Origin of the sequence: Sphingopyxis sp. (genome assembly GCF_025869345.1) — a bacterium.
Taxonomy (GTDB): domain Bacteria; phylum Pseudomonadota; class Alphaproteobacteria; order Sphingomonadales; family Sphingomonadaceae; genus Sphingopyxis.
The window spans coordinates 1-23,322 of record NZ_JAOZVW010000154.1; the positions used below are offsets into that span (position 1 = coordinate 1).

Below are 23,322 nucleotides of genomic sequence, written 5' to 3' on the forward strand. Positions count from 1 at the left end.
CCCGCTGTCGCGGGAAGGACGAAATTGTGAGCCCCGCTATGCGCCCCGCCCTTCGTCCAATGCGCCCCCTCCCTTCGTCATCCCGGACTTGATCCGGGATCCATTCTCTCAGCGCCAATTGAATGGATCCCGGATCAAGTCCGGGATGACGATGAGGAATAGGCGCAAATCCCTAATCTCAGGCCGCCAGCACCTTCGCCATCATCCGCTCTTCCTTCGCGATCCACGGGGCCAGGCTCGGCCGCGACAGGATCGCCTCGCTCCACGCCGCGATCCGCGGATGCGTCGCCGCGTCGATGCACGACCCGCAATGCCGCAGATTCACGAGCGGCGAGGCAGCCGCCAGGTCGGCGAGTGTGAGCCGGTCGCCGACGAGATAGCCCGAGGCCGGAATCGCGCTCTCCAGATAGGCGAGCAGTTTCGGCAACTCTTCGGTCTCGGCCTCTGCCGCGGCGGCGAGATCGCCCTCGCGGCCGAGGAATTTCGGCGAGACGATGCGGTTGAAGAACATCTTGCCGCCGCACGCCGCGAACACCGTATCGCCGAACTCCTCCCACCAGATCACGCGCCCGCGCTCCTGCGGGTCGGCCGGGATCAACGGCGGCTCGGGATGCCTGGCTTCCAGATAATGGATGATCGCGCTCGAATCGGCGAGGAGGAAGCCATCGTCGTCCATCGCGGGCATCTTGCCGAGCGGCGACGCCGCGCGAAATCCCGGATCGGGGTCGCCGATCCCCACGCCCTGCAATTCGAACTCGATCCCCTTCTCGCCGAGATAGCCCAGCAATTTGCGGACGAACGGCGAGACGATCGAACCATAGATGATCATCGAATTCCCTCTCTGTCGGCTCCAGCCGGAGCATAAGCGAAAGCCGGCCCGGCGCAACGGCCGCCATCGCCGGAATGGCCGCGAAATCATCTTGCCATCGTCTTCGCTCCGTGAATAAGGTCGCCGCCGGAGGGGGAACGCTGCCACGGCAGCCATCAGGCAGGATTCGCAAAAATGCGCCCTTCGACCTGGGCAGATCGGCTTGTGGCGCTGCTCGTCCGCTTCGTCGGCCTCGTCATCCTGCTCGCGACGCTCGTCGCCGCAGCCGCCAGCTTTCTTTACAATCAGGCCGAGGATGCCGACCTCGCCGATCGCGTTGCGATGCAGGTCAACATGCGGCTGCGCGATCATGTCGCGGTGCTCCAGGGGGTGCGCGCCCTCTATCAGTCGGCACCCGCCACCCATGGGCCAAGCATCCGCGCCTATATCGCCGCGCTGCGGCCCGAGGAGCGCGCGCCCGGCATGGAAGGGATCGGCATCGCCGTGGCGATCCGGCAAAGCACCCCCGCGGCCGCCGAAGCGATGCTGCGCGAGAATTACGGGCGCGAGATCAAGGTATGGCCCGCGACCAGCCAGCCGGTCGGCTTTCCCATCGTCCTCATCGAACCCTATAATCCGCGCCGCAAGAACGCGCTCGGCTATGACATGTACAGCGAGCCGGTCCGGCGCGAGGCGATGCGCCGCGCCTGGCAGACCGGCGCGCCCGCCGCGAGCGGCCTTGTGCGGCTACAGCAGGAAAACGGGGCGACGCAAAAACAGTCCGGCTTCCTCGTCTATCTTCCGATCTATGCCGCCGGGGCGCCGCCCGTGGCGGGATCGACCGAACGGCCGATCGAAGCCTTCGTCTACGCCCCCTTCCGCACCACCGACCTGTTCACCGCGGTCCTCGGATCGCAGCTCGCCACGATCCGCGGCGTCGAGATCTATGCGGGCGACGGCCCCTCGGCGCCGCTCGCCTTCCACCACGGAACGATGGGCTGGGACACGCACACCGAAAAGCTACGCGTAGCCGATCGGGTTTGGACGATGCGCATCTCCTACGGCCGCCAGTTCGAACGGCTCGGCCGCCCCTTCGGCATCTTCCTGTTCGGGCTCGCGCTCGCGCTGCTCGCGACCCAGCTCCACCGCGTCCAGCAGCGCCGCGTCGGTGCGGCGCAGGCGCTCGCCGAGCAGCAGGCGCGCCATGCCGAGGATCGCGAACTGATGATCGGCGAGATGGCGCACCGGATGAAGAACGCCCTCGCCCGCATCAGCGCGCTCGCACGGATCACGCTGCGCGAATCGACAAGCCTCGAAGATTTCGAGACGCGCTTCGACGGCCGGATGCGCGCGCTGTCGGAAACCAAGCAGATGATTGTCACCGGCGCGGTGAGCAGCGTCGAACTCGGCCGCATCATACGCCGCGAGCTCGAGGTAGCGGGCTGGCCCGCCGAGCGGATCGCGGCGCTGGACGGCCCCGAAGTCCGGCTAGACGACGACGGCGCGCAGGCGATCTCGCTGGCGGTCCATGAATTCGTGACCAACAGCGTCAAATATGGCGCGCTGTCGGGCACCGGCGACCTCGCGGTCGACTGGCGGCAGGACGACGGCATGATCGAACTGAACTGGGTCGAAACCGGGCTCGCCGAGACCCCGCATGTCGAAAGCGAAAGCTTCGGCACCCGGTTCATCCGCACCCTGATCGAACGCCAGCTCAAGGGAAGCTGGACCCGTACCGCCGCCGGCCACCGCCTTTCCATCACGCTGCGCTGGCCCGACGATGCCGCCTGACGCGCGCTGGCACATCTGGATCGATCGCGGCGGCACCTTCACCGACGTCGTCGCCCGGCGCCCCGACGGCACCGTCGTCACCGCCAAATATCTGTCCGAAGACCCCGCGCGCGCCGGCGACGCCGCCGTGGGCGCGATCCGCGACCTGACCGGCGCGGGCAAAGGCCCGCTGCCGCCGCTCGCGATCCGCATGGGATCGACCGTCGCGACCAACGCCCTCCTCGAACGCAAGGGCGAGCCGACCCTGCTCGCGATCACGCGGGGCTTCGGCGACGCGCTGACGATCGGCTATCAGGACCGCCCCGACCTCTTCGCGCGCGCGCTGCATCGCATTCCGCCGCCGCACGCGATGGTCGCCGAAATCGCCGAGCGCGTGAGCCCGGAAGGCGATATCCTCGTTCCGCTCGACGAAGATGCCGCGCGCCGGTCGCTGCAAGCCGCGCGCGGCCGCGGCCTTTCCAGCATCGCGATCGTCCTCATGCACGGCTATCGCTATCCGGCCCACGAACAGCGCCTCGCCGCCATCGCCCGCGAGCTTGGCTTCGCGCAAATCTCGACCAGCCACGACGTCAGCGCGCTGATCAAGCTCATCGGCCGCGGCGACACGACGCTCGCCGACGCCTATCTCTCGCCCGTCCTGCGTCACTATGTCGATCAATTCTGCGCCCAGCTTGCGGGCGGCACCGACCCGCAGTTCATGAAAAGCTCGGGCGGCCTCGCCGCCGCGTCGGCCTTCCATGGGCGCGACGCGATCCTCTCGGGGCCCGCGGGCGGCATCGTCGGCATGGTCGGCGGCGCCGCGCCTTTGGGCAAGACCCGCCTGATCGGCTTCGACATGGGCGGCACCTCGACCGACGTCAGCCATTACGCCGGGCGACTGGAGCGCGACAACGAAACCATCGTCGCGGGCACCCGCATCCGCGCGCCGATGCTGCGCATCCACACGGTGGCAGCGGGCGGCGGCTCGATCTGCCGCTGGGACGGCGCGCGCCTCACCGTCGGCCCCGAAAGCGCGGGCGCCAACCCCGGCCCCGCCGCCTATGGCCGCGGCGGGCCGCTGACCGTCACCGACTGCAACGTCCTGCTCGGCAAGATCCAGCCCGATCATTTCCCGAAACTCTTCGGCCCGAACGGCGACCAGCCGCTCGACCGCGCGGTGGTCGCGGAGAAATTCGCCGCCATGGCCGCCGAGATCGGCACCATCACCCCCGAAGCTCTCGCCGAGGGCCTGCTCGGAATCGCGGTCCAGCAGATGGCGAACGCGATCAAGCGCATCACCATCGCGCGCGGCCACGATCTGACGCAGGGCTACAGCCTCGTCGGTTTCGGCGGCGCCGCGGGCCAGCATGTCTGCCTCGTCGCCGACGCGCTCGGCATCGACGAGATATTGCTCCACCCGCTCGCCGGGGTGCTGTCCGCCTATGGCATGGGCCTCGCGAGGCCCTCGGCGATCCGCGAGCGCACCCTCGCGCTCCCGCTCGGCGACGATTGCGCCACCGCCCTCGCCGCCGCCGAAGCCGACCTCTCTGCTCAGGCCCGCGCCGACCTCGCACCCGGCGCCCAAACCACCCGCGAAACCCTGCTTTTCGTTCGCCTCGCCGACAGCGACAATGCGATCGAACTCCCGCTCGCCTCGCCGCAAGAGGTCGCGCGGGCCTTCGCCGCCGCCTTCCGCCAGCGCTTCGGCTACGCTCCGCACGCCGATCTGGTGATCGACCGCATCCGCGTCGAACTGACCGAAGCGGGCGACGCTCCACCGGCGCTGCCGCCTCCCGCCGCGACAGCCGGGAGCGCTGCCGAAATCGCCACCGCCTGGCTCGACGGCGCGCAGCACGACGTCCCCCTCCACCAGCGCAGCACCCTCGCCCCCGGCCGCAGCGTCACGGGACCGGCGATCGTCATCGATCCGCTCTCGACCACCGTAATCGAACCCGGCTGGACCGCGACGGTCGAGCGCGAGGGAACGCTGCGGCTCTCAAAAAGCCCCTCCTCTTCAGAGGAGGGGTTGGGGGTGGTGGCGCGCGACAGCGCGCAAGGCGGCTCGCACCACCCCGCTGCGACTAGGCCCAGCTCCGCCGGACCAAGTCTCGCTGCCCCTCCTCTGAAGAGGAGGGGAGAGGAAACGCAGCCCGACCCCATCCGCCTCGAAATCTTCAACAGCCTGTTCATGGCGATCGCCGAGGAGATGGGCGGCGCGCTTCAGCACAGCGCCTCGTCGATCAACATCCGCGAACGGCTCGATTTCTCCTGCGCGATCTTCGACGGCGAAGGCCGCCTCGTCGCCAACGCCCCGCACATGCCGGTGCACCTCGGCTCGATGGGCGAAAGCGTCCGCACCATCCTCCGCCAAAGAACCAACGACGGCCGCGGCATCCGGCGCGGCGACGCCTATGCGCTCAACGCCCCCTATGACGGCGGCACCCACCTCCCCGACATCACCGTCATCATGCCGGTCTTCGTCGAAGCCCCGGAACCAGCCTTCTTCGTCGCCGCGCGCGGCCATCACGCCGACCTCGGCGGCATCGCCCCCGGCTCGATGCCACCGGGCAGCACCAGCATCGATCAGGAAGGCATTCTCTTCGACAACCGCCTGATCGTCGACGACGGAAATTTCCTCGATGCCGAGGTCCACGCGCACCTGACCGCCGGCGCATGGCCCGCCCGCAACCCCGCGCTCAACATCGCCGACCTCAAGGCGCAGGTCGCCGCCTGCCAGCGCGGCGCCAGCGCGCTCGCCGAGCTCAGCACCGCGCACGGCGCCGCCACCGTCGCCGCCTATATGGCGCACGGTCAGGCACAGGCCGAAACCGCCGTCCGTCAGCTTATCGCCCGTTTGAGCGACGGCCGGTTCCGCTATGCGATGGACAATGGCGCCGAGGTCGCGGTGGCCGTCCGCGTCGATCGCGAGGCGCGCCACGTCACCATCGACTTCACCGGCTCGTCGCCGACCCTCCCCGACAATTTCAACGCGCCGATGCCCGTCGTCCGCGCCGCCGTCCTCTATGTGCTGAGGACCATGCTCGACGATCCGATCCCGATGAACGAGGGCTGCCTTGCCCCCGTCACGCTGATCGTGCCGCAGGATTCGATGCTGTCCCCCAGCTATCCCGCCGCCGTCGTCGCGGGCAATGTCGAGACGAGCCAGGTCATCACCGACGCGCTGTTCGCGGCCTTCGGCGCCATGGCTCCGGCGCAGGGGACGATGAACAATTTCACCTTCGGCGACGAAACGCGCCAATATTATGAGACGATCGCGGGCGGCTCGGGCGCCGGGCCGGGCTTCGACGGCACCGCCGTGATCCAGACCCATATGACCAACAGCCGCATGACCGATCCCGAGGTGATGGAGACGCGCTTCCCTGTCATCGTCGAGGAATTCTCGATCCGCCACGGTTCGGGCGGCCGCGGCCGTTGGCACGGCGGCGACGGCGCCACCCGCCGCATCCGCTTCCGCGAACCGATGGCCGCGAACATCCTCGCAAACCGCCGCAAGATACCCCCCGCCGGTCTCGCGGGCGGCGAGGACGGCGCACCGGGCCGCAACTGGGTCGAACGCGCCGACGGCCGTATCGAGATGCTCGCCGCAACGGGCAGCACCACCCTCGGCGCCGGCGACGCCTTCGTGATCGAAACCCCGGGCGGCGGCGGCTATGGCGAAGCGGGGGCACCGGAATGAATAAAGTTCACGCGGAGACGGGGAGGCGCGGAGAATTGGATTCGCACAGAGGCGCAAAGAGCGCAGAGGATAAAAGCCGTGTGTTCCCGCGAAGGCGGGAACCCATCTCCCGCCGGTTCCATTTCGCGTCCGCCGGAGATGGACCCCCGCCTTCGCGGGGGAACACACGATATTCAAGATCGCTTTCTCTGCGCTCTTTGCGCCTCTGCGCGAATTTTCCCTCCTCTCTTTTCTTCCTTCTCCGCGCCTCCGCGTCTCCGCGTGAACCCTTTTCAAGCCAAAACGGGAGGCGCACCCGATGCTCGTCCTGATCGGCATCGTCATCATCATCGCGGGCTTCGTGCTCCGCTTCAATCCGCTGCTCGTCATCATGGCCTCCGCCCTCGCGACCGGGCTCGCCGCGGGGCTCGACGTCACCGCGATCGTCGCCGCTTTCGGCAAGGCGTTCAACGACACGCGCTATGTCTCGATCGTCTGGATCGTCCTTCCCGTCATCGGCCTGCTCGAAGCCTATGGGCTGCAACAGCACGCGCGCAGCCTGATCGATCGCATGAAGGGCGCGACGCTCGGCCGCCTGCTCGCCTCCTATCTGCTGCTGCGCCAAGTGATGGCGGCGATTGGCCTCACGTCGGTCGCGGGGCACCCGCAGACCGTGCGCCCGCTCGTCGCACCGATGGCCGAAGCGGCGGCGGAGGCAAAGAACGACGCCCTCACCGACGACCAGCGCGAGGAGGTCAAGGCCTTCGCCGCTGCGACCGACAATGTCGGACTCTTCTTCGGCGAAGATATCTTCCTCGCCATCGGCTCGATCCTGCTGATGAAGGGCCTGCTCGAAACCTATGGCTACAGCATCGAGCCGCTGCACCTCTCGCTCTGGGCGATCCCCACCGCGATCACCGCCTTCCTGATCCACGGCGTCCGCCTCCGCCGCCTCGAAAAGCGGATGCAGGGACGGGAGGCGGGCGCATGATCACGCTCGACTTCGTCTATATTCTCGCGGGCTGGACCTTCGCGCTCTTCGCGCTGCTCGGCCTCTACGACCGCACCAACCCGAAACGCTTCGGCAACGCCGCCTTCTGGGGCCTCCTCGCGCTCTCGATGCTCGGCGGCGATTATCTGACCGATTTCCAGAACGGCCTGCTCGTCCTCGCACTCGTCGCGATCGCGGGCACCGGCCAGATCGGCCGCGCCCCCGGCGGCGACGTATCCGCCGAGGTGCAGGCCGAACGCGCCGCGCGCCACGGCAATTTCCTGCTCCTCGTCGCGCTGATCATCCCCGCGGTCGCGCTCGCGGGCACCTTTCTTTTCAAATATGTGCCGGGCCTCGCCGACCCCAAGCAGGCGACCCTGATCTCGCTCGCGATCGGCGTGCTGATCGCGCTTGGCGTCGGCATGGCGCGCTTCAAGCCCCCGCTCCTGCTTCCCGCGCAGCAGGGACGCCGCCTGCTCGACGCGGTCGGCTGGGCGGCGATCCTGCCGCAGATGCTCGCCAGCCTCGGCGCGGTCTTCGCGCTCGCCGGGGTCGGCGAGGTCGTCGGCACCCTGATCGGCGGCGCGATCCCGCAAGGCAGTCTGTTCGGCGCGGTGCTCGCCTTCGGGCTCGGCATGGCCTTCTTCACCATGGTGATGGGCAATGCCTTCGCCGCTTTCCCGGTGATGATGGCCGCGGTCGGCCTGCCCTTGCTGATCAAGCAATATCATGGCGATCCCGCGGTGGTCGCGGCGATCGGCATGCTCGCGGGCTTCTGCGGCACGCTGATGACTCCGATGGCGGCGAACTTCAACCTCGTCCCCGCGGCCTTGCTCGAACTCAAAAGCCCCTATGGCGTGATCAAGGCACAGATCGGCACCGCGGTGCCGCTGCTCGCCGCGAACATCATGTTTATCTGGCTGCTCGCCTTTTAATCGTCATTGCGAGGAGCGAAGCGACGCGGCAATCCAGAGCAGGCGTAAACCGCCCTGGATTGCTTCGCTCCGCTCGCAATGACGACGACAGGATTTCAATGCACCTCACACCCGACCACGCCACCCGCTTCGCGACCGCGACCCTGTCGCACCTCGGCCGCGAATATCCCTACAAGATGGATCTCGTCCTCAACGGCCCCGAGGATGCGAAGCCGCCGCGCGCGCATCACCCGATCTTCCACGGCAGCTTCGACTGGCATAGCTGTGTCCACGGCTGGTGGCAGGTCCTCCGCCTCGCGCGCCGCTTTCCCGATCTTCCCGTCGCCACCGAGATCCGCGCCCGCGCCGACGCAATGCTCGTCCCCGAAAAGGTCGCGGGCGAACTCGCCTTCCTCTCGCGTCCCATGTCGGCGGGCTTCGAGCGCCCCTACGGCTGGGCTTGGCTGCTCGCGCTCCATGCCGAAGCCGAACGCCACGACGCCCCCTGGGCCGCCGCGCTCGAACCGCTCGCCGCCGCCTTCGCCGCACGCTTCCATGTCTTCCTGCCCAAGCTCACCTATCCCTTGCGCGTCGGCACCCATTTCAACATCGCCTTCGCGCTCCTGCTCGCGCGCCACTGGGCCGAACCGCGCGACCCCGCGCTCGTCACCCTGATCGACGCCCGCGCCCGCGACTGGTTCGCCGGCGACCGCGACTGTCAGGCGTGGGAGCCCGGCGGCGACGAATTTCTCTCCTCCGCCCTCACCGAGGCGCATCTGATGGCCGTCGTTCTCGGCGACGGCTTCGCCGCATGGTTCGACGCTTTCCTGCCCCGCGCCGCGCAGGAACAGCCCGCGACCCTCTTCACCCCCGCCACCGTCTCCGACCGCAGCGACGGCAAGATCGCCCATCTCGACGGCCTCAGCCTCAGCCGCGCCTGGTGCTGGCGCGCCATCGCATCCGCGCTCGGCCCGACGCATCCGGTCGCCCCCGTCGCCACAGCCGCGGCGGAGCGCCACCTTGTAGCCGCCCTCCCGCACGTCACCGGCGACTATATGGGCGAACACTGGCTCGCCAGCTTCGCGCTGCTGGCACTCGACGGCCTCGCCGATTGACAAGCTTCACCCGCGCGGCGACAGACGGCGCAATAGGGGAGACGGACTGCACATGAAAACGCTGCGCCCGACATCGTTCGACGTCGCCGAACGCGCTGGCGTGTCGCAATCGACCGTCTCGCGCGCGCTCCGGAACAGCCCCGGCGTCAACGCCGAAACCCGCGCGCGCGTTTCCGCCGCCGCGCGCGAACTCGGCTATGTCGTCGATCGCCACGCCTCGTCGCTGCGGCTCAAGAGCAGCGAAACGCTCGCGCTCGTCACCGTCTGCCGCCCCGGCGAGGACAGGAGCGCGATCAACCCCTTCTATTTCGCATTGCTCGGCAGCATCGCCGCCGCGACCTCGGCGCGCGGGTTCAACCTGCTCGTCTCCTTTCAGGAAAGCGAAGCCAATTTCCGCGCCGATTTCGTCGCCTCGGGCCTCGCCGACGCGATGATCGTCATCGGCACCACCAGCAACCGCGCCGCGTGGGATTATTTCGCCGAGGCACAGGCCACCGGCCTTGGCTTCGTCTGCTGGGGCAGCCCCGGCGATCCGTTCCACTGGATGCGCAGCGACAATGAGGTCGGCGGCCGCCTCGCCGCCGGGCATCTCGTCGCCAGCGGCCGCAAACGCCTCGCCTTCATCGGGCCGCAACGCTCGCCGCAGCGCCAGTTCGACGAGCGTCGCGACGGTTTCGTCGCAGCTCTCGCCGCGCACGGCATGACCCCCGCGATCGTCGAGCCGCCCGCCGCCGCCGACCGTCACGCGCAGGGCGTCGCCGCCGCGCACGCGCTGCTCGCCGCGCACCCCGACATCGACGCGATCTTCGCGGCGAGCGACATGCTCGCGCTCGGCGTGCTTCAAGGCCTCAAGGAAGCCGGCCGCCGCGTGCCGCAGGATATTGCGCTGATCGGCTTCGACGGCATCCGCGCCGGCAATATGGCGGACCCCGCGCTCACCACGATCGAGCCCGACCTCGACGCGGCGGGCGAAGCGCTCGTCGCGATGGCGCTCGAGGATGACGACTTCACCCGCAGCGGCACCCGCATCCCGGTGCGGCTCGCGGTTCGCGGCACCGCCTGACCTTTCCGCCTAACCGTTACACACTGTCGGCGGACGCGAGCTTGTCGTAACTACTTGTTATCCATGCCCCGCCTAGGGTCGCGCGGAGACCTGGGGCAGGACGTATTGACCGGACAGCTTTTCATTTCGCTCCTCAATCCGGCGATCGGGCTGGCGTTCGCGGCGGCTTTCTTCCTGATGTGGCTGCAGCGGCGCGAGCGCTATGTCGCCTATGCCGCGGGTGCCTATCTTGCCACCGCCATCGCCTTCCTGTTCCAGGACGTCGTGCCCGCGCTGCCGATGGAACTGCAACGGCTTCCCGCGAACATTGGCTTCCTCGCCACCGGAATGCTGTTCGCCGCCGCGATCGTCGGGCGCTATGGTCTGCCGATTCCCTGGCGCGCCATGGCGATCGTCGCGGCGCTGTCGACCGCGGTTTTCAACTGGTTCCTGCTCGCGCAGCCGAGCATCCCCGCGCGCATCTATACGATCAGCCTCGGCGCGGGCGTCATCGCGCTGATGGTCGTCCGCGCGCTGTGGCCGATCGAGCGGCGGCACCTGATCGACCGCCTTCTGTTTTGGGTCGCGGCGCTTTCGGCCGCAAACCTCATCATCCGCCCGATCGTTATCCTGACCTTCAGCGGCGGCTTCGACGATTATGTCGGCTTTCAGCAGTCGCTTTACTGGACGACGGTGCAGTTCAGCCAGGCGATGGTATCGATCCTCGCGGCGATCAGCCTGATGGTCGCGGTCGCAATCGACATGCTCGCCGAACTTCGCGCGGAAGCCGATGGCGACCCGCTCTCAGGCCTGTTCAACCGTCGCGGGTTCGAAGCGAAAGCCGCGGCGATGCTACGCCGCTGCGCCGACGAGGCACGCCCCGTCAGCTTGCTGATCGCCGACCTCGACCGCTTCAAGAGCATCAACGACACCCACGGCCACGCGGTCGGCGACGCGATCATCGCCGCCTTCGGCGCGCATGTCCGCGCGATTGCTCCCACGGGGACGATCGCGGGGCGCATCGGCGGCGAGGAGTTCGCTCTCCTCCTTCCGGGAGCCGGGGTCGAGAGCGCGCGGCAACTTGCCGAGGCGATCCGCACGGGGCTTCAAGCCGCCTGCGCCGACCGCATTCCCGCAACGCTCTGCCCGACCGCCAGCATCGGCCTCGTCGCAGGCGCCCCGGGCGACGGCCTGTCGCGCCTGCTGCGCGATGCCGACCAGGCGCTCTATGAAGCGAAGCGCGCTGGCCGCAACCGCGTCCGCGCTTTCGCTCCCGCGCCGGTGCTCCCCGTCGCAACCAGCGTCTAGCGGGATCGACTGTCTCCCCCCCCCTTGCATTTCCTTGGCCTGGGCGTAAGGCGGCGCCAACATAAACCTGCGCGTGCGACTCTCGCTGGCCTCGCTCTCCCGCTCCGCCATCGGGCCGTCATTCCCCGCCGCGCCAACATGGGGACTGCTAATCCTATGACGACCACGGGCAACGACACGCTGGGCACCCGTTCGACGCTGAGCGTCGGCGGCAAGACTTACGCTTATTATTCGCTCGACAAGGCCGCGGCAAAGCTCGGCGACGTGTCGCGCCTGCCCTTCTCGATGAAGGTGCTGCTCGAAAACCTCCTGCGCTTCGAGGATGGCGGCTTCACCGTCTCGACCGATGACGTGCAGGCGCTGGTCGACTGGCAGAAGGACCCGCATTCGAACCGCGAAATCCAGTATCGCCCGGCGCGCGTCCTGCTTCAGGATTTCACCGGCGTGCCGTGCGTCGTCGACCTCGCCGCGATGCGCGATGCGATCGCCACCCTCGGCGGCGACACCACCCGGATCAACCCGCTCGTCCCCGTCCACCTCGTCATCGACCACTCGGTGATGGTCGACGAATTCGGCACGCCGAAGGCGTTCGAGCAGAATGTCGAGATCGAATATTATCGCAACGGCGAACGCTACGACTTCCTGAAATGGGGATCGAAGAGCCTGTCGAACTTCAAGGCGGTGCCCCCGGGCACCGGCATCTGCCACCAGGTCAACCTCGAACATATCGCACAGGCGGTGTGGTCGAGCGAGGGCGCGGACGGGGAAACCGTCGCCTATCCCGACACCTGTGTCGGCACCGACAGCCACACGACGATGATCAACGGCCTCGGCGTGCTCGGCTGGGGCGTCGGCGGGATCGAGGCCGAGGCCGCGATGCTCGGCCAGCCCGTGTCGATGCTGATCCCCGAGGTCGTCGGCTTCAAATTCACCGGCCGCCTCAAGGAAGGCGTCACCGCGACCGACCTCGTCCTCACCGCGACCGAGATGCTGCGCGCCAAGGGCGTCGTCGGCCGCTTCGTCGAATATTTCGGCCCCGGCCTCGCCTCGCTGTCGCTCGCCGACCGCGCGACGCTCGCCAATATGGCGCCCGAATATGGCGCGACCTGCGGCTTCTTCGGCGTCGACGACAAGACGATCGATTACATGCGCCTGACCGGCCGCTCGGAAGAAAATATCGCGCTGGTCGAGGCTTATGCCAAGGCGCAGGGCCTGTGGATCGTCGACGGCGCCGCCGACCCGGTGTTCACCGACACGCTCGAGCTTGATCTCTCGACCGTCGTCCCCTCGCTCGCCGGGCCGAAGCGCCCGCAGGACCGCGTCTCGCTGCCGCAAGTCGACGATGTGTTCAACGCCGACATGGCGAACACCTATAAGCGGGCGGGGACGCGCGTGCCGGTCGAGGGCAAGGATTTCGACATCGGCGACGGCGACGTCACCATCGCCGCGATCACGAGCTGCACCAACACTTCGAACCCCGGCGTGCTCGTCGCCGCCGGACTCGTCGCCAAGAAAGCCGACGCCTATGGCCTGAAGCCCAAGCCGTGGGTCAAGACCTCGCTCGCGCCGGGGTCGCAGGTCGTCACCGATTATCTGGAAAAGGCCGGGCTGCAGGCGCATCTCGACAACATCGGCTTCAACCTCGTCGGTTATGGCTGCACGACCTGCATCGGCAATTCGGGGCCGCTCGCCGAGCCGATCAGCAAGGCGATCAACGAGAACGGCCTCGTCGCCGCCGCCGTCATTTCGGGCAACCGCAATTTCGAGGGCCGCGTCTCGCCCGACGTGCGCGCCAACTTCCTCGCCTCGCCGCCGCTCGTCGTCGCCTATGCGCTGAAAGGCACGGTGATCGAGGATTTCACCACCACCCCGATCGGTCAGGCCGAGGACGGCAGCGACGTGTTCCTCAAGGACATTTGGCCGACCAACGAAGAGGTCGCGACCGTCGTCGCCGGCGCGGTGAGCCGCGACATGTTCGAGGCGCGCTATGCCCACGTCTACACCGGCGACCAGCATTGGCAGAAGATCGAGGTCGAGGGTTCGGATACCTATCAGTGGCGCGCAGGTTCGACCTATGTCGCCAACCCGCCCTATTTCGAGGGGATGGAGATGACCCCGGCGCCGGTGTCGGACATCGTCGGCGCCAAGCCGCTCGCGATCCTCGGCGACAGCATCACGACCGACCACATCAGCCCCGCGGGCAGCATCAAGGCGGACAGCCCGGCCGGAAAATGGCTGATGGAGCATCAGGTCGCGAAGGCCGACTTCAACAGCTACGGCTCGCGCCGCGGCCACCACGAAGTGATGATGCGCGGCACCTTCGCCAATATCCGCATCAAGAACGAGATGGTCCCCGGCATCGAGGGCGGCATGTCGCGCTATGGGCAGGAGGTCATGCCGATCTACGACGCCGCGATGCGCCACAAGGCCGACGGCACGCCGCTGGTGGTCGTCGCGGGCAAGGAATATGGCACCGGCTCGTCGCGCGACTGGGCGGCGAAGGGCACCAACCTGCTCGGCGTCCGCGCGGTGATCGTCGAAAGCTTCGAGCGCATCCACCGCTCGAACCTCGTTGGCATGGGCGTGCTGCCGCTGCAATTCCTCGAAGGCCAGACTCGCGAGACGCTGGGCCTGACCGGCGACGACAGCTTCACGATACGGGGCGTCGCCGACATCAAGCCGCGCCAGACGGTGACGGTCGAGGTCACCCGCCCGGACGGCTCGACCTTCAGCTTCGACACGCTCTGTCGCATCGATACGGCGAACGAAGTCGAATATTATATGAACGGCGGCATCCTGCACTACGTGCTGCGCAAGCTCGCCGCCTGATTGCCGGAACGCAATCGACTCTGCATGAAACACCGGTGGGTCCCCGCAAAGGCGGGGACCCATCTCCGGTCGGTTCCATCTTGCGCCCACCGGAGATAGGCTCCCGCCTTCGCGGGAGTACACGGCTTTTCAATCAAGGACGCCCTTGCTTCAGCATGGGTTTACCCCTCCTCGCCTTCGCCTTGCCAAGGCCGGCCCCTTATCGATAATTCAGGGCGCTCGATACGTTGAGCGCCGGGAACGAGGGGGAAGCCATGGATGCGCTGAAGATCGCGGTCGAGGTCATAGGCTGGGCGGCGGCCATATTGATTCTCGCCGCCTATGCCCTGCTGTCTTTCGGCAAGCTCGAAGCGCGCGGCCGCGTCTATCAGGGGATGAACGTCCTCGGCGCCGCCGGCTTCATCGTCAATTCGGGCTATCACGGTGCGCTGCCCAATGCCGCGCTCAATGTCGTCTGGGTCGCCGTCGGACTCGTCACCCTGTGGAGCGCCCGGCGTAAACGAGAGACGAATATCGCCGGCTAGGCCGGAAAGATGGTGGGCGCTGACGGGCTCGAACCGCCGACCCTCTCGGTGTAAACGAGATGCTCTACCAACTGAGCTAAGCGCCCCCTCGATATGCCCACGAGCGGGAAGGCGCCCCTGCCATAAGCCGCTCGCGCTGGCAAGCGCCGCCTATTCCTCCAGCGCCTCGCAATAGCGCGTCATCGCGTCGGCGGCGCCTTCGGAGAGCGCGATGAAGATGCGGCGCCCGTCGAGCGGATCGGCCTCGCGCAGGAACAGGCCCGCATCGGTCATCGTCTTGATCCAGCGCAGCGCGGTCGTCGCGGGGACCGCGGCGGCGATGCACAGGCTCGACACCGACACCGGCTGCCGCTCCAGCCGCGCCGCATAGAGGTCGAGCAGCATGTCCCACGCCGGATCGGCGAAAAGGTCGGCGGGAAAATACTGCTCGCGCATCCGCCGCTGGCGCAGCATCCGCCGCACCGCTTTCGCGCGCTGACGATCGATCGTGCGCTCCTCGGGAACGAAGCTGCGCGGCATCGCGGCGAAATCGCGCACCGGCGCGCGAACCTGTCCCGTATAGTCGCCGAAACCCTCGTTCGCAGGCGCATAGGGTGCCGGCGTACCGGGAAGGCCGCCGCGCGACTGCCCCGCAAGCTCGACGAGCAGGCGCGAGATGCGCGCCACCTCTTCCTGCAACTGGTCGATCCGCTCCATCGCCGGGTCGCGCGTCACTTCGTGCATCGCACGGTGCCATTCGCGCCGCGCGGCGGCCAGCGCGACGCAGCGATCGGTGGCGTCGCCATCGACCAGCCATTCGACGCGAAGCGCACCGGGCGCCGCCGCCATCAACCGGTCAAGCGCGTCAAGGGGCGTCTCGCATACCAGGCGGCAGGATTTGGCGACGGCGACGCCGCAAAGGGCGATGAAGGTTTCGGGCTCGATGGCCTCCTTCGATGCGAGCCAGAGAATGTCGGTGATCGGCCTCGCGCGCAGGCGATCGGCCGCCTCGGCGGCATCGATGCGCGAGACGTGCACGCGATCCATCGCCGCGAGTTCATCGGCGCGCATCCGCGATCCCACCAGCACCAGCGACGAGGCCGCGCCCGGTATCGGTTCCGCATCGGCGCCGGCCCCGAATGCCGATGGCGGAAAATCCGCCGATCCGGGCCGAATCTGAATTGCCTGTTCCATGCCGCATCCCCCTCTTTTCTTCACTCCGCCCCGGTGTCCTTATGTCGTCATTCCGGCCATATTCACCTTTTGTTCGTTCCCATTTGCCGCCAATTCGGACCTAGCGGAATCCTGTCCAAGGGACGGCAGGGAAGCGGATGGTCGGGATTGGTCCAATTTGGACCCTGTTTGTTCTTTTCGTCAATCCCTTATTTACGCTTGCCAAGCGCGTCGCCTCGGATCAGGCGGCGACGCATGCCGCTGTCGATCGTCACCCGCATGCGCTGGCGCCGCCGCCTGCGTTCGCTCGCCGCGCTGCTTCTGCTCGCGGGTCTCGCGGTCGCCGTCTGGACCAGCCAGCCGCCCGCCGCGACCGTCGCCCCGCTGGTGCGCGTCATCGATGGCGACAGCCTGAGCGTGCGGCAGGAGGGCAGCGGCGCGCTGACGATCCGCCTGACCGGGATCGACGCGGTCGAATATCGGCAGGACTGCGCCCGCGCCGACGGCAGCCGCTGGCCGTGCGGCCACGACGCCCGCAGCGCGCTCGAACGGCTCGCCGGGCGCGGCCCGCTTCATTGCGACTATGCGGCAAAGGACCGCTATGGCCGCACCCTGGCATCATGCCGGACGCAGCCCGACCCCGATGGGGTCGATCTCGGCGCCGAAATGGTGCGGCAGGGCTGGGCTGTCGCGACCGGCGACGCCTATGCGATCGAGGCCGCCCAGGCGGAAGCGAAGCGGCGCGGCATCTGGCAAGGCCGCTTCGACCTGCCCGCCGACTGGCGTGCGGCGCACGCGCGGCCCGCGGGCGCTATGGCGCCGCCCGACCCATAGATATGCGCGCGCTTTTCGCGGCGCGCTTTTGCGGCTAGGGCGGGCGCATGAACGGACTTTTCCCAGTCATGGTCGGCGGCGCGATCGGCGCCGGGGCGCGGCATCTGGCCGGCCAGGTCATGCTCGCGCGGCTCGGCCCCGGCTTTCCCTGGTGGACGCTGTCGATCAACATCGCCGGCAGCCTGCTGATGGGCCTGCTCATCGGCTGGCTCGCGCGTAGCGGCGGCAGCGACACGACGCGGCTGTTCCTCGGCGTCGGGATTCTCGGCGGTTTCACGACCTTTTCGTCGTTCAGCCTCGAATTCTGGGTCCTGTTCGAACGCGGGCAGACGGCGCAGGCGCTGGCCTATGTCCTCGCCTCGGTGCTGGTCGGCATCGCGGCGTGCGGCGCCGGAATGCTCGCGATGCGGCAACTGCCCGCATGAGTATCGACAATGCCATCATCGCCGAGGAAGACGACGGCATCCGCCTCGACCGCTGGTTCAAGCGCCACCGGCCGGGAACGCCGCACGCGCTGCTCGCCCGCTGGGCGCGGTCGGGCCAGTTGACGCTGGACGGCCGGAAGGCCGACGTGTCGGACCGCATCGAAACGGGGCAAAAGCTCGTCATGCCGACGCCGCCGGTCGAGACCGCCGCGCGTCCCGCGCGCAAGGGTCGGCCGCTGACCGACGCCGATGTCGAACTTGCCGAATCGATGGTGATCCACCGCGATGCGGGCGCGCTGGTGCTGAACAAACTGCCCGGCCTCGCCACGCAGGGCGGCACCAAGACCGAACACCATGTCGACGGACTGCTCGACGCGCTGAAATATGACGGGCCGGTGCGGCCGAAGCTCGTCCACCGACTCGACAAGGACACGTCGGGCGCGCTGCTGATCGCGCGCACCCCGCGCGCCGCCGCCTATTTCGCCAAGAGCTTTTCGAATCGCAGCGCGCGCAAGACCTATTGGGCGCTCGTCGTCGGTGTCCCCGACATCGCGCAGGGCGAGATCGACCTGCCGCTCGCCAAGCAGCCCGGATCGGGCGGCGAGAAGATGCACGTCGACGACAAGGGCCTGCCGTCGAAGACGCGCTACCGCATCGTCGAGCGCGCCGGAAACAGCGCCGCCTGGGTCGAATTGCAGCCGCTGACCGGCCGCACCCATCAGCTTCGCGTCCATATGGCGGCGATCGGCCATCCGATCGTCGGCGACGGCAAATATGGCGGCAAGGGCGCCTTCCTGACCGGGGCGATCAGCCGCAAGCTGCACCTGCACAGCCGCCGCCTGCGCATCGACCACCCCGACGGCGGCGCGATCGACATCACCGCGCCGGTTCCCGAGCATTTCGCCGCCAGCCTCGACGCGCTCGGCTTCGACCCGCTGCTCGGCGAGGCCGGACTCGACGACGCCCCCAAGGGCCCGCCGCCGAAAACTGCGGCAAAGGCGGCCGCCAAGGCGCACAGCAAGCAAATCCGCAAGGCGCGGCGCGGCGAACGGCGCGGACGCACGGCGACCAGCAAGCCGACCGATCATGTCGGCAAGCCCAAGCCAAAAGCGAAGGCCGGGACCGGCAAGCCCGCCGCCAAGCGTCCCGCAGCGAAGCGCCCGCCTCCCAAGGGGCCGCGCCCGCCCAAGGCGCGTTGATGCATCCCAATCCCAAATTCCGTTCGCAGCACGACGACCTGGCCGCACTGTTCGTGCGCGAGATCGCCTTTGCCGGGATTTTCGCGGACACGCCCGACGGCCCGCGCGTCGCGCACGCGCCGGTGGTGCTGAGCGCGGATGCGGCGACGCTGCAATTCCATCTGTCGCGCGGCAACGGGCTGACGAAACATCTGGACGGGGCAACCGCACTGGCCGTGGTGCAGGGACCCGACGCCTATGTCAGCGCGAACTGGTATGCCGCCGCCGATCAGGTTCCGACGTGGAATTATATCGCGATCGAGATGGAAGGTCCGGTTCGCAAGCTCGACGATGCCGAACTGATTGCACAGCTCGACACGCTGTCGGCCGAGCACGAAGCGCGCGTCGGCATCGATCCGCCGTGGACGCGGGCCAAGATGACCCCCGCGCGCTTCAGTCAGATGACCGGGGCGATCACCGGCTTCGAGCTGCGGATCACCGCGTGGCGCTCGACGCTCAAGCTGTCGCAGGACAAGGCGCCGGGCGAACGCGAGCGCGTCGCCGCGGGGATCGAGGCGAGCGGGCACGGCGCGCTCGCGCATCTGATGCGCCAGCTTGGCGAGGAAGGGAAAAGCGCATGAACCAGCCGGGCGACGCCCTTGCCAGAAAGCGTTTCTTCGCGCTGTCCGCGATGCGCCTGATGGGGGCGCTCTTCATCATCGCCGGCTTCCTGCTGATCCGCGGCGTCTGGGCGGTCGCGGGGCAGCCCGCCGACCGCTGGATCGGCGTCGCGGTCGTGCTGGCGGGCGTGTTCGATTTCGCGGTGATGCCGCGCATTCTCGCGCGCCGCTGGCGGTCGCCGAAAGAATTATGAAACGCTTCTGGAAACAGGCGGATGTCGTCGCCAAGGGTGGCGGCTGGGGCATCGCGCTCGACGGGCGCCCGGTGCGCACGCCCGAGCGGGCGCCGCTGGCGGTGGCGAGCAAGGCGCTGGCCGAGGCGATCGCCGCCGAATGGGACGCGCAGGGCGAGGATATCGACCCCGCGTCGATGCCGCTGACCGGCCTCGCCAACGCCGCGATCGACCTCGCCAGCCCCGACCCTGCTGCCTTTGCCGAGCCGATCGCCGCCTATGCAGAGAGCGACCTCTTCTGCTACCGCGACGACCGCGACCCGGCATTGCAAACCGAGCAGGCGGCGGCGTGGAATCCGCTGCTCGCCTGGGCCGAAGCGCGCCACGGCGTCGAGTTCGTGCTGACCCAAGGCGTGCTGCCGGTCGATCAGCCGCCTGCGACGATCGCGGCGCTCCGCGCGGCCCTCCTCGCGCACGACCCGTTCCGCCTCGCCGCGCTGACGCCGCTGGTGACGATCGGCGGATCGCTCGTCGCCGGGCTCGCCCTTGCCGAGAAGGCCTTTACCGCCGAGGCGCTGTGGGACGCGGTCAGCCTCGACGAGCTGTATCAGGAACGCCGCTGGGGTGCCGACAGCGAAGCGCAGAAAGCGCGCGCGCGGCGCGAGGCCGACTGGCACCATGCGGCGCGGTTTCTGAGCCTGCTGGGCGATTAGTCCGCGAAGTTCGGTTTCCTCTTTTCCATATGCGCCATCACCGCCTCCATCTGGTTGGGGGTGCGGATGACCTTGACCTGTTCGTCGCTTTCGGCCTGCAATATCTCGGCGTCGCTGGCGTCGGCGAGCATATTGCACAGCCGCTTGGCACCGCGGATCGCGTGCGGGTTCTTGTTCGCGATCACGCGCGCAAGCTCCATCGCCTTCGCGAGCGGATCGTCCGAAACATGTGTCGCAAAGCCGAGCAGTTTCGCCTCCGACCCCATAAATTCGCGGTTGGTATAGATCATCTCGCGCAGCACATCGTCGGCGACCTGGGTCCGCCATAGCGCCATCCCCGCGACGTCGGGGACGAGGCCCCAGCGCATCTCCATGATCGCGAGGCGCGTGTCGGGGTGGACGATGCGGATGTCGGCGGCGGCCATGATCTGGCTGCCCGCGCCAAAGGCGACGCCGTGCACCGCCGCGATCACCGGCACCGGCAATTCGCGCCAGCCCCACGCCGCATATTGCGCGTTGTTGACGATGCCCCTCGTGCGATCGGCCAGCGTTCCGCCCGCGCTGCTCGCGCCCGGATCACGCTCGGCGCTGAGGCTCGTAAGGTCGAGCCCGGCGCAAAAGGCGCGGCCCTCGCCCGACAGGACGACGACGCGCAGGCCCGGTTTGGCCTTCAATTCGTCGATCGCCTCGGCAAGCGCCGACCACATTGCGGTGTCGAGCGCGTTCATCTTGTCGGCACGGATCAGCCGGACGTCGGCGATGCCGTCCTCCAGCATGGTGATCGAGATACGGTCCTTCATTCTGCTGTCCTTTTGAGCGCGGCCTCGACGAGCGGGAGCTGGTCGTTGCCGAAATACATGTCGGTGTCCTCGACGAAGATCGTCGGCGAGCCATAGCCGCCGCGCGCGATCACCTCTTCGGTATTGGCGCGCAGCCGCGTCTTGACCGCGTCGCTGGTCGAGGCGGCGCGGATCGCGGCGCCGTCGAGCCCCACGCCCTTCGCGACCGCTTCGAGAACGCCCGGATCGTCGAGATTTTCCTGCCGGTCGAAATAGCTGGCGAACGCCGCCCCGGCAAAGCGGGCGAGCGCGTCCTGATCCTCCTCGATCGCGCAGCAGAAGCGCATCGCGTGGATGCTCTTCGCCGGGTGCCACCTCGACGGAAAGTTCATCGGCACGCCGGCGAGCCGCGCCCAGTCCTTCAGCACCTTCCAGCTATGATCCATCCGCCGATTGTCGGTCTGCTCACGCGCGGCATAGACGGCCGGGTTGACCGCGTTGAAGACGCCGCCGACGAGGATCGGGCGCCAGGTCGCGCTCGCCCCGGTGCGTTCGAGCACACCGGGCAGATTGTGGAAGGCCAGGCAAGTCCACGGGCTCGACAGGTCGAAGAAAAATTCGACGCGCGCGGTCATGCCCCCGTCTTCGCCTTCTCCCAATATTGGTCGCGCAGCAGCCTTTTGTAGAGTTTGCCCGTGTCGTGGCGCGGCAGCGCTTCCATGAAGTCGATCCGCCGCGGGATCTTCACCCCCGACAATTTCTCGCGCGCATAGGCCATGAGTTCGTCGCGGAAGGCGTCGGTCGCGTCAGCCATGTCGGCGGGCTGGACGACCGCGATCACCTCCTCGCCCATCTCCTCGTGCGGGCCGCCGACGATCGCGACGTCGGCGACCTTCGGATGGGTGACGAGATGATTCTCGATCTCCTGCGGATAGATGTTCACCCCGCCCGAGATGATCATGAAGCTTTTGCGGTCGGTGAGATAGAGGAAGCCGTCTTCGTCGAGCTTGCCGACGTCGCCGAGGGTGGACCAGCCCTTCGAATTGCGGCTGGAGGCCGTCTTTTCGGGATCGTCATGATATTCGAACAGGCTGTCGCTTTCGAAGAAGACCGCACCCTCCTCGCCGACCGGCACCTCGGTCTCGTTATCCTCGCCGACGATATGGACGACGCCGTTGAGCGCACGGCCGACGGTGCCCTTGTGCGCGAGCCAGTCCTGGCTGGTGGCGAAGGTCATGCCGTTGCCCTCCGACCCCGCATAATATTCGAGCAGCACCGGACCCCACCAGTCGATCATCGCCTGTTTGACCGGAACCGGGCACGGCGCCGCGGCATGGATCGCGCTCTTCATCGAGGTCACGTCATATTGCGCGCGGATTTCGTCGGGCAGCTTGAGCATCCGCACGAAATGCGTCGGCACGAACTGAGCGGCATTGCAGCGATAATGCTGGATCGCCGCGAGCGCGCCTTCGGGGTCGAATTTCTTCATCAGGATAACGGTGCCGCCGAGGCGGTGGACCGTCATCGACCAGCGCAGCGGCGCGGCGTGATAGAGCGGCGCGGGCGACAGATAGACGCTGTCGGCGCCGATCCCGAAGGCGGCATGAGCGAGCATGACGAGGCTGTTCGTCGCATCGATCGCCGGCTCCTCGGGCAGCGGAACCTTGACGCCCTTCGGCCGGCCGGTCGTCCCCGACGAATAGAGCATGTCGACCCCGGCGCGCTCATCGGCGATGCGCTCGACCGGCATCGTCGCCAGCTCGTCCTCGATCTTCGGCCAGCCCGCTATGTCGCCGCCCATCGCATAGCGCTCGATCTTCGTCGTGAGCTGCTGCGCCGCCGCCGCGAGACTCGCCGAGACGACGAGCATCTTCGCGCCCGAATTGTCGAGGATATAGTCGGTCTCGTCCTGCGTCAGTCGCGACGAGATGCAGACATAACGCAGCCCCGCACGCTGCGCGCCCCAAGTGAGGCCGTAATAATGCGGCGTGTTGTCGAGCATGAAGGCAACGACATCCTCATGCCCGAGCCCATGCGCGCGAAAGAGCTGCGCGGCGCGATTCGAGGCCGCATCGAGTTCGGCATAGCTGATCGCCTCGCCGGTTTCGGCGACGATGACCGCGGGCTTGTCGGGATGGGCGGCGGCGTGGACTGAGGGGTGCATCGGGCGATCTCTCCAAGGGCTCGTTGGTATGTTATGTCCAAGACCCGTAGCAAACTGAAACTTTCGGTCAAGCGAGCGTCACGGGCGGCGCAGCGCGGGAACAAGAAGCGTCAAATCACGCCGCAAGATCGGGGCGTCCCCACCCCACCCTTCGTCATTCCCGCGCAAGCGGGAACCCAGTTCTTTCCTTCTTCGCGCCTTTGCGCCTTTGCGTGAGATTTTTCTGGTTTCACGCAAAGGCGCAAAG

The 23,322-nt window shown here is 67.8% G+C and carries 20 protein-coding genes and 1 tRNA gene; 15 read left to right on the forward strand and 6 right to left on the reverse strand.

All coding sequences use genetic code 11. The features are described from left to right. Positions 1–178 precede the first annotated feature (178 nt). Entirely contained in the window at positions 179–829 is a 651-nt protein-coding gene (locus tag OJI97_RS17445; protein ID WP_297665601.1) for a glutathione S-transferase family protein, read from the reverse strand. Positions 830–1,003: 174 nt separating this feature from the next. Here OJI97_RS17445 and OJI97_RS17450 point away from each other — a divergent pair, with 174 nt between their 5' ends. From OJI97_RS17450 to OJI97_RS17490, 9 genes are all read left to right on the forward strand, one after another. Next, the gene (locus OJI97_RS17450; protein WP_297665602.1) at positions 1,004–2,599 is read left to right on the forward strand and encodes a CHASE domain-containing protein; all 1,596 of its coding nucleotides are present in this window, start codon (positions 1,004–1,006) and stop codon (positions 2,597–2,599) included. Continuing rightward, positions 2,589–6,275, forward strand: a complete 3,687-nt coding sequence (locus OJI97_RS17455) for a hydantoinase B/oxoprolinase family protein (protein ID WP_297665603.1) — start codon at positions 2,589–2,591, stop codon at positions 6,273–6,275. Before OJI97_RS17450 ends, OJI97_RS17455 begins: the two co-directional genes overlap by 11 nt. 298 nt (positions 6,276–6,573) lie before the next feature. Continuing rightward, a complete protein-coding gene (locus OJI97_RS17460) occupies positions 6,574–7,245 on the forward strand; it encodes a DUF969 domain-containing protein (protein ID WP_297665604.1) in 672 nt (223 codons plus the stop codon). Continuing rightward, a complete protein-coding gene (locus OJI97_RS17465; protein ID WP_297665607.1) occupies positions 7,242–8,180 on the forward strand; it encodes a DUF979 domain-containing protein in 939 nt (312 codons plus the stop codon). The genes OJI97_RS17460 and OJI97_RS17465 overlap by 4 nt, the downstream gene beginning before the upstream one ends. 98 nt (positions 8,181–8,278) lie before the next feature. Next, entirely contained in the window at positions 8,279–9,274 is a 996-nt protein-coding gene (locus tag OJI97_RS17470) for a DUF2891 domain-containing protein (RefSeq protein ID WP_297665608.1), read from the forward strand. 52 nt (positions 9,275–9,326) lie between these two features. Continuing rightward, the gene (locus tag OJI97_RS17475; RefSeq protein WP_297665610.1) at positions 9,327–10,337 is read left to right on the forward strand and encodes a LacI family DNA-binding transcriptional regulator; all 1,011 of its coding nucleotides are present in this window, start codon (positions 9,327–9,329) and stop codon (positions 10,335–10,337) included. Positions 10,338–10,442: 105 nt separating this feature from the next. Next, positions 10,443–11,624: a GGDEF domain-containing protein gene (locus OJI97_RS17480; protein ID WP_297665612.1), complete on the forward strand. Its 1,182-nt coding sequence runs from the start codon at positions 10,443–10,445 to the stop codon at positions 11,622–11,624. 156 nt (positions 11,625–11,780) lie between these two features. Next, the gene (gene acnA / locus OJI97_RS17485; protein ID WP_297665613.1) at positions 11,781–14,453 is read left to right on the forward strand and encodes an aconitate hydratase AcnA; all 2,673 of its coding nucleotides are present in this window, start codon (positions 11,781–11,783) and stop codon (positions 14,451–14,453) included. Between the two features lie 254 nt (positions 14,454–14,707). Then, the gene (locus OJI97_RS17490; protein ID WP_297665614.1) at positions 14,708–14,977 is read left to right on the forward strand and encodes a hypothetical protein; all 270 of its coding nucleotides are present in this window, start codon (positions 14,708–14,710) and stop codon (positions 14,975–14,977) included. Positions 14,978–14,987: 10 nt separating this feature from the next. Here OJI97_RS17490 and OJI97_RS17495 read toward each other — a convergent pair. Both OJI97_RS17495 and OJI97_RS17500 read right to left on the reverse strand, forming a co-directional pair. Beyond that, positions 14,988–15,063: transfer RNA gene (locus tag OJI97_RS17495), tRNA-Val, on the reverse strand. A 64-nt stretch (positions 15,064–15,127) separates the two neighbouring features. Beyond that, the gene (locus tag OJI97_RS17500) at positions 15,128–16,150 is read right to left on the reverse strand and encodes a MarR family transcriptional regulator (RefSeq protein ID WP_297665616.1); all 1,023 of its coding nucleotides are present in this window, start codon (positions 16,148–16,150) and stop codon (positions 15,128–15,130) included. 234 nt (positions 16,151–16,384) lie between these two features. On the opposite strand from OJI97_RS17500, the gene OJI97_RS17505 reads away from it, so the two are divergent. The 6 genes from OJI97_RS17505 to OJI97_RS17530 are packed head-to-tail and all read left to right on the forward strand — an operon-like array spanning position 16,385 to position 20,132. Then, positions 16,385–16,963 (forward strand): thermonuclease family protein, encoded by a 579-nt coding sequence (locus OJI97_RS17505; protein ID WP_297665618.1) that lies wholly within the window; start codon positions 16,385–16,387, stop codon positions 16,961–16,963. Positions 16,964–17,010: 47 nt separating this feature from the next. Beyond that, positions 17,011–17,388, forward strand: coding sequence for a fluoride efflux transporter CrcB (gene crcB / locus OJI97_RS17510; RefSeq protein ID WP_297665620.1), 378 nt, complete (start codon positions 17,011–17,013; stop codon positions 17,386–17,388). Beyond that, positions 17,385–18,587: an RluA family pseudouridine synthase gene (locus OJI97_RS17515; protein WP_297665622.1), complete on the forward strand. Its 1,203-nt coding sequence runs from the start codon at positions 17,385–17,387 to the stop codon at positions 18,585–18,587. Before crcB ends, OJI97_RS17515 begins: the two co-directional genes overlap by 4 nt. After that, entirely contained in the window at positions 18,587–19,207 is a 621-nt protein-coding gene (locus OJI97_RS17520) for an FMN-binding negative transcriptional regulator (RefSeq protein WP_297665624.1), read from the forward strand. Before OJI97_RS17515 ends, OJI97_RS17520 begins: the two co-directional genes overlap by 1 nt. Continuing rightward, complete coding sequence (locus OJI97_RS17525) at positions 19,204–19,440, forward strand: hypothetical protein (protein WP_297665626.1); 237 nt, start codon at positions 19,204–19,206, stop codon at positions 19,438–19,440. Before OJI97_RS17520 ends, OJI97_RS17525 begins: the two co-directional genes overlap by 4 nt. Next, positions 19,437–20,132, forward strand: coding sequence for an ATP12 family chaperone protein (locus OJI97_RS17530; RefSeq protein WP_297665628.1), 696 nt, complete (start codon positions 19,437–19,439; stop codon positions 20,130–20,132). Before OJI97_RS17525 ends, OJI97_RS17530 begins: the two co-directional genes overlap by 4 nt. On the opposite strand, the gene OJI97_RS17535 is transcribed toward OJI97_RS17530, so the two are convergent. The 3 genes from OJI97_RS17535 to OJI97_RS17545 are packed head-to-tail and all read right to left on the reverse strand — an operon-like array spanning position 20,129 to position 23,075. Beyond that, the gene (locus tag OJI97_RS17535; protein ID WP_297665630.1) at positions 20,129–20,932 is read right to left on the reverse strand and encodes a crotonase/enoyl-CoA hydratase family protein; all 804 of its coding nucleotides are present in this window, start codon (positions 20,930–20,932) and stop codon (positions 20,129–20,131) included. The two genes, OJI97_RS17530 and OJI97_RS17535, sit on opposite strands and share 4 nt — an antisense overlap. Then, entirely contained in the window at positions 20,929–21,546 is a 618-nt protein-coding gene (locus tag OJI97_RS17540; RefSeq protein WP_297665632.1) for a 2-hydroxychromene-2-carboxylate isomerase, read from the reverse strand. The genes OJI97_RS17535 and OJI97_RS17540 overlap by 4 nt, the downstream gene beginning before the upstream one ends. Continuing rightward, entirely contained in the window at positions 21,543–23,075 is a 1,533-nt protein-coding gene (locus tag OJI97_RS17545; RefSeq protein WP_297665634.1) for an acyl-CoA synthetase, read from the reverse strand. The genes OJI97_RS17540 and OJI97_RS17545 overlap by 4 nt, the downstream gene beginning before the upstream one ends. Between the last annotated feature and the right edge of the window lie 247 nt (positions 23,076–23,322).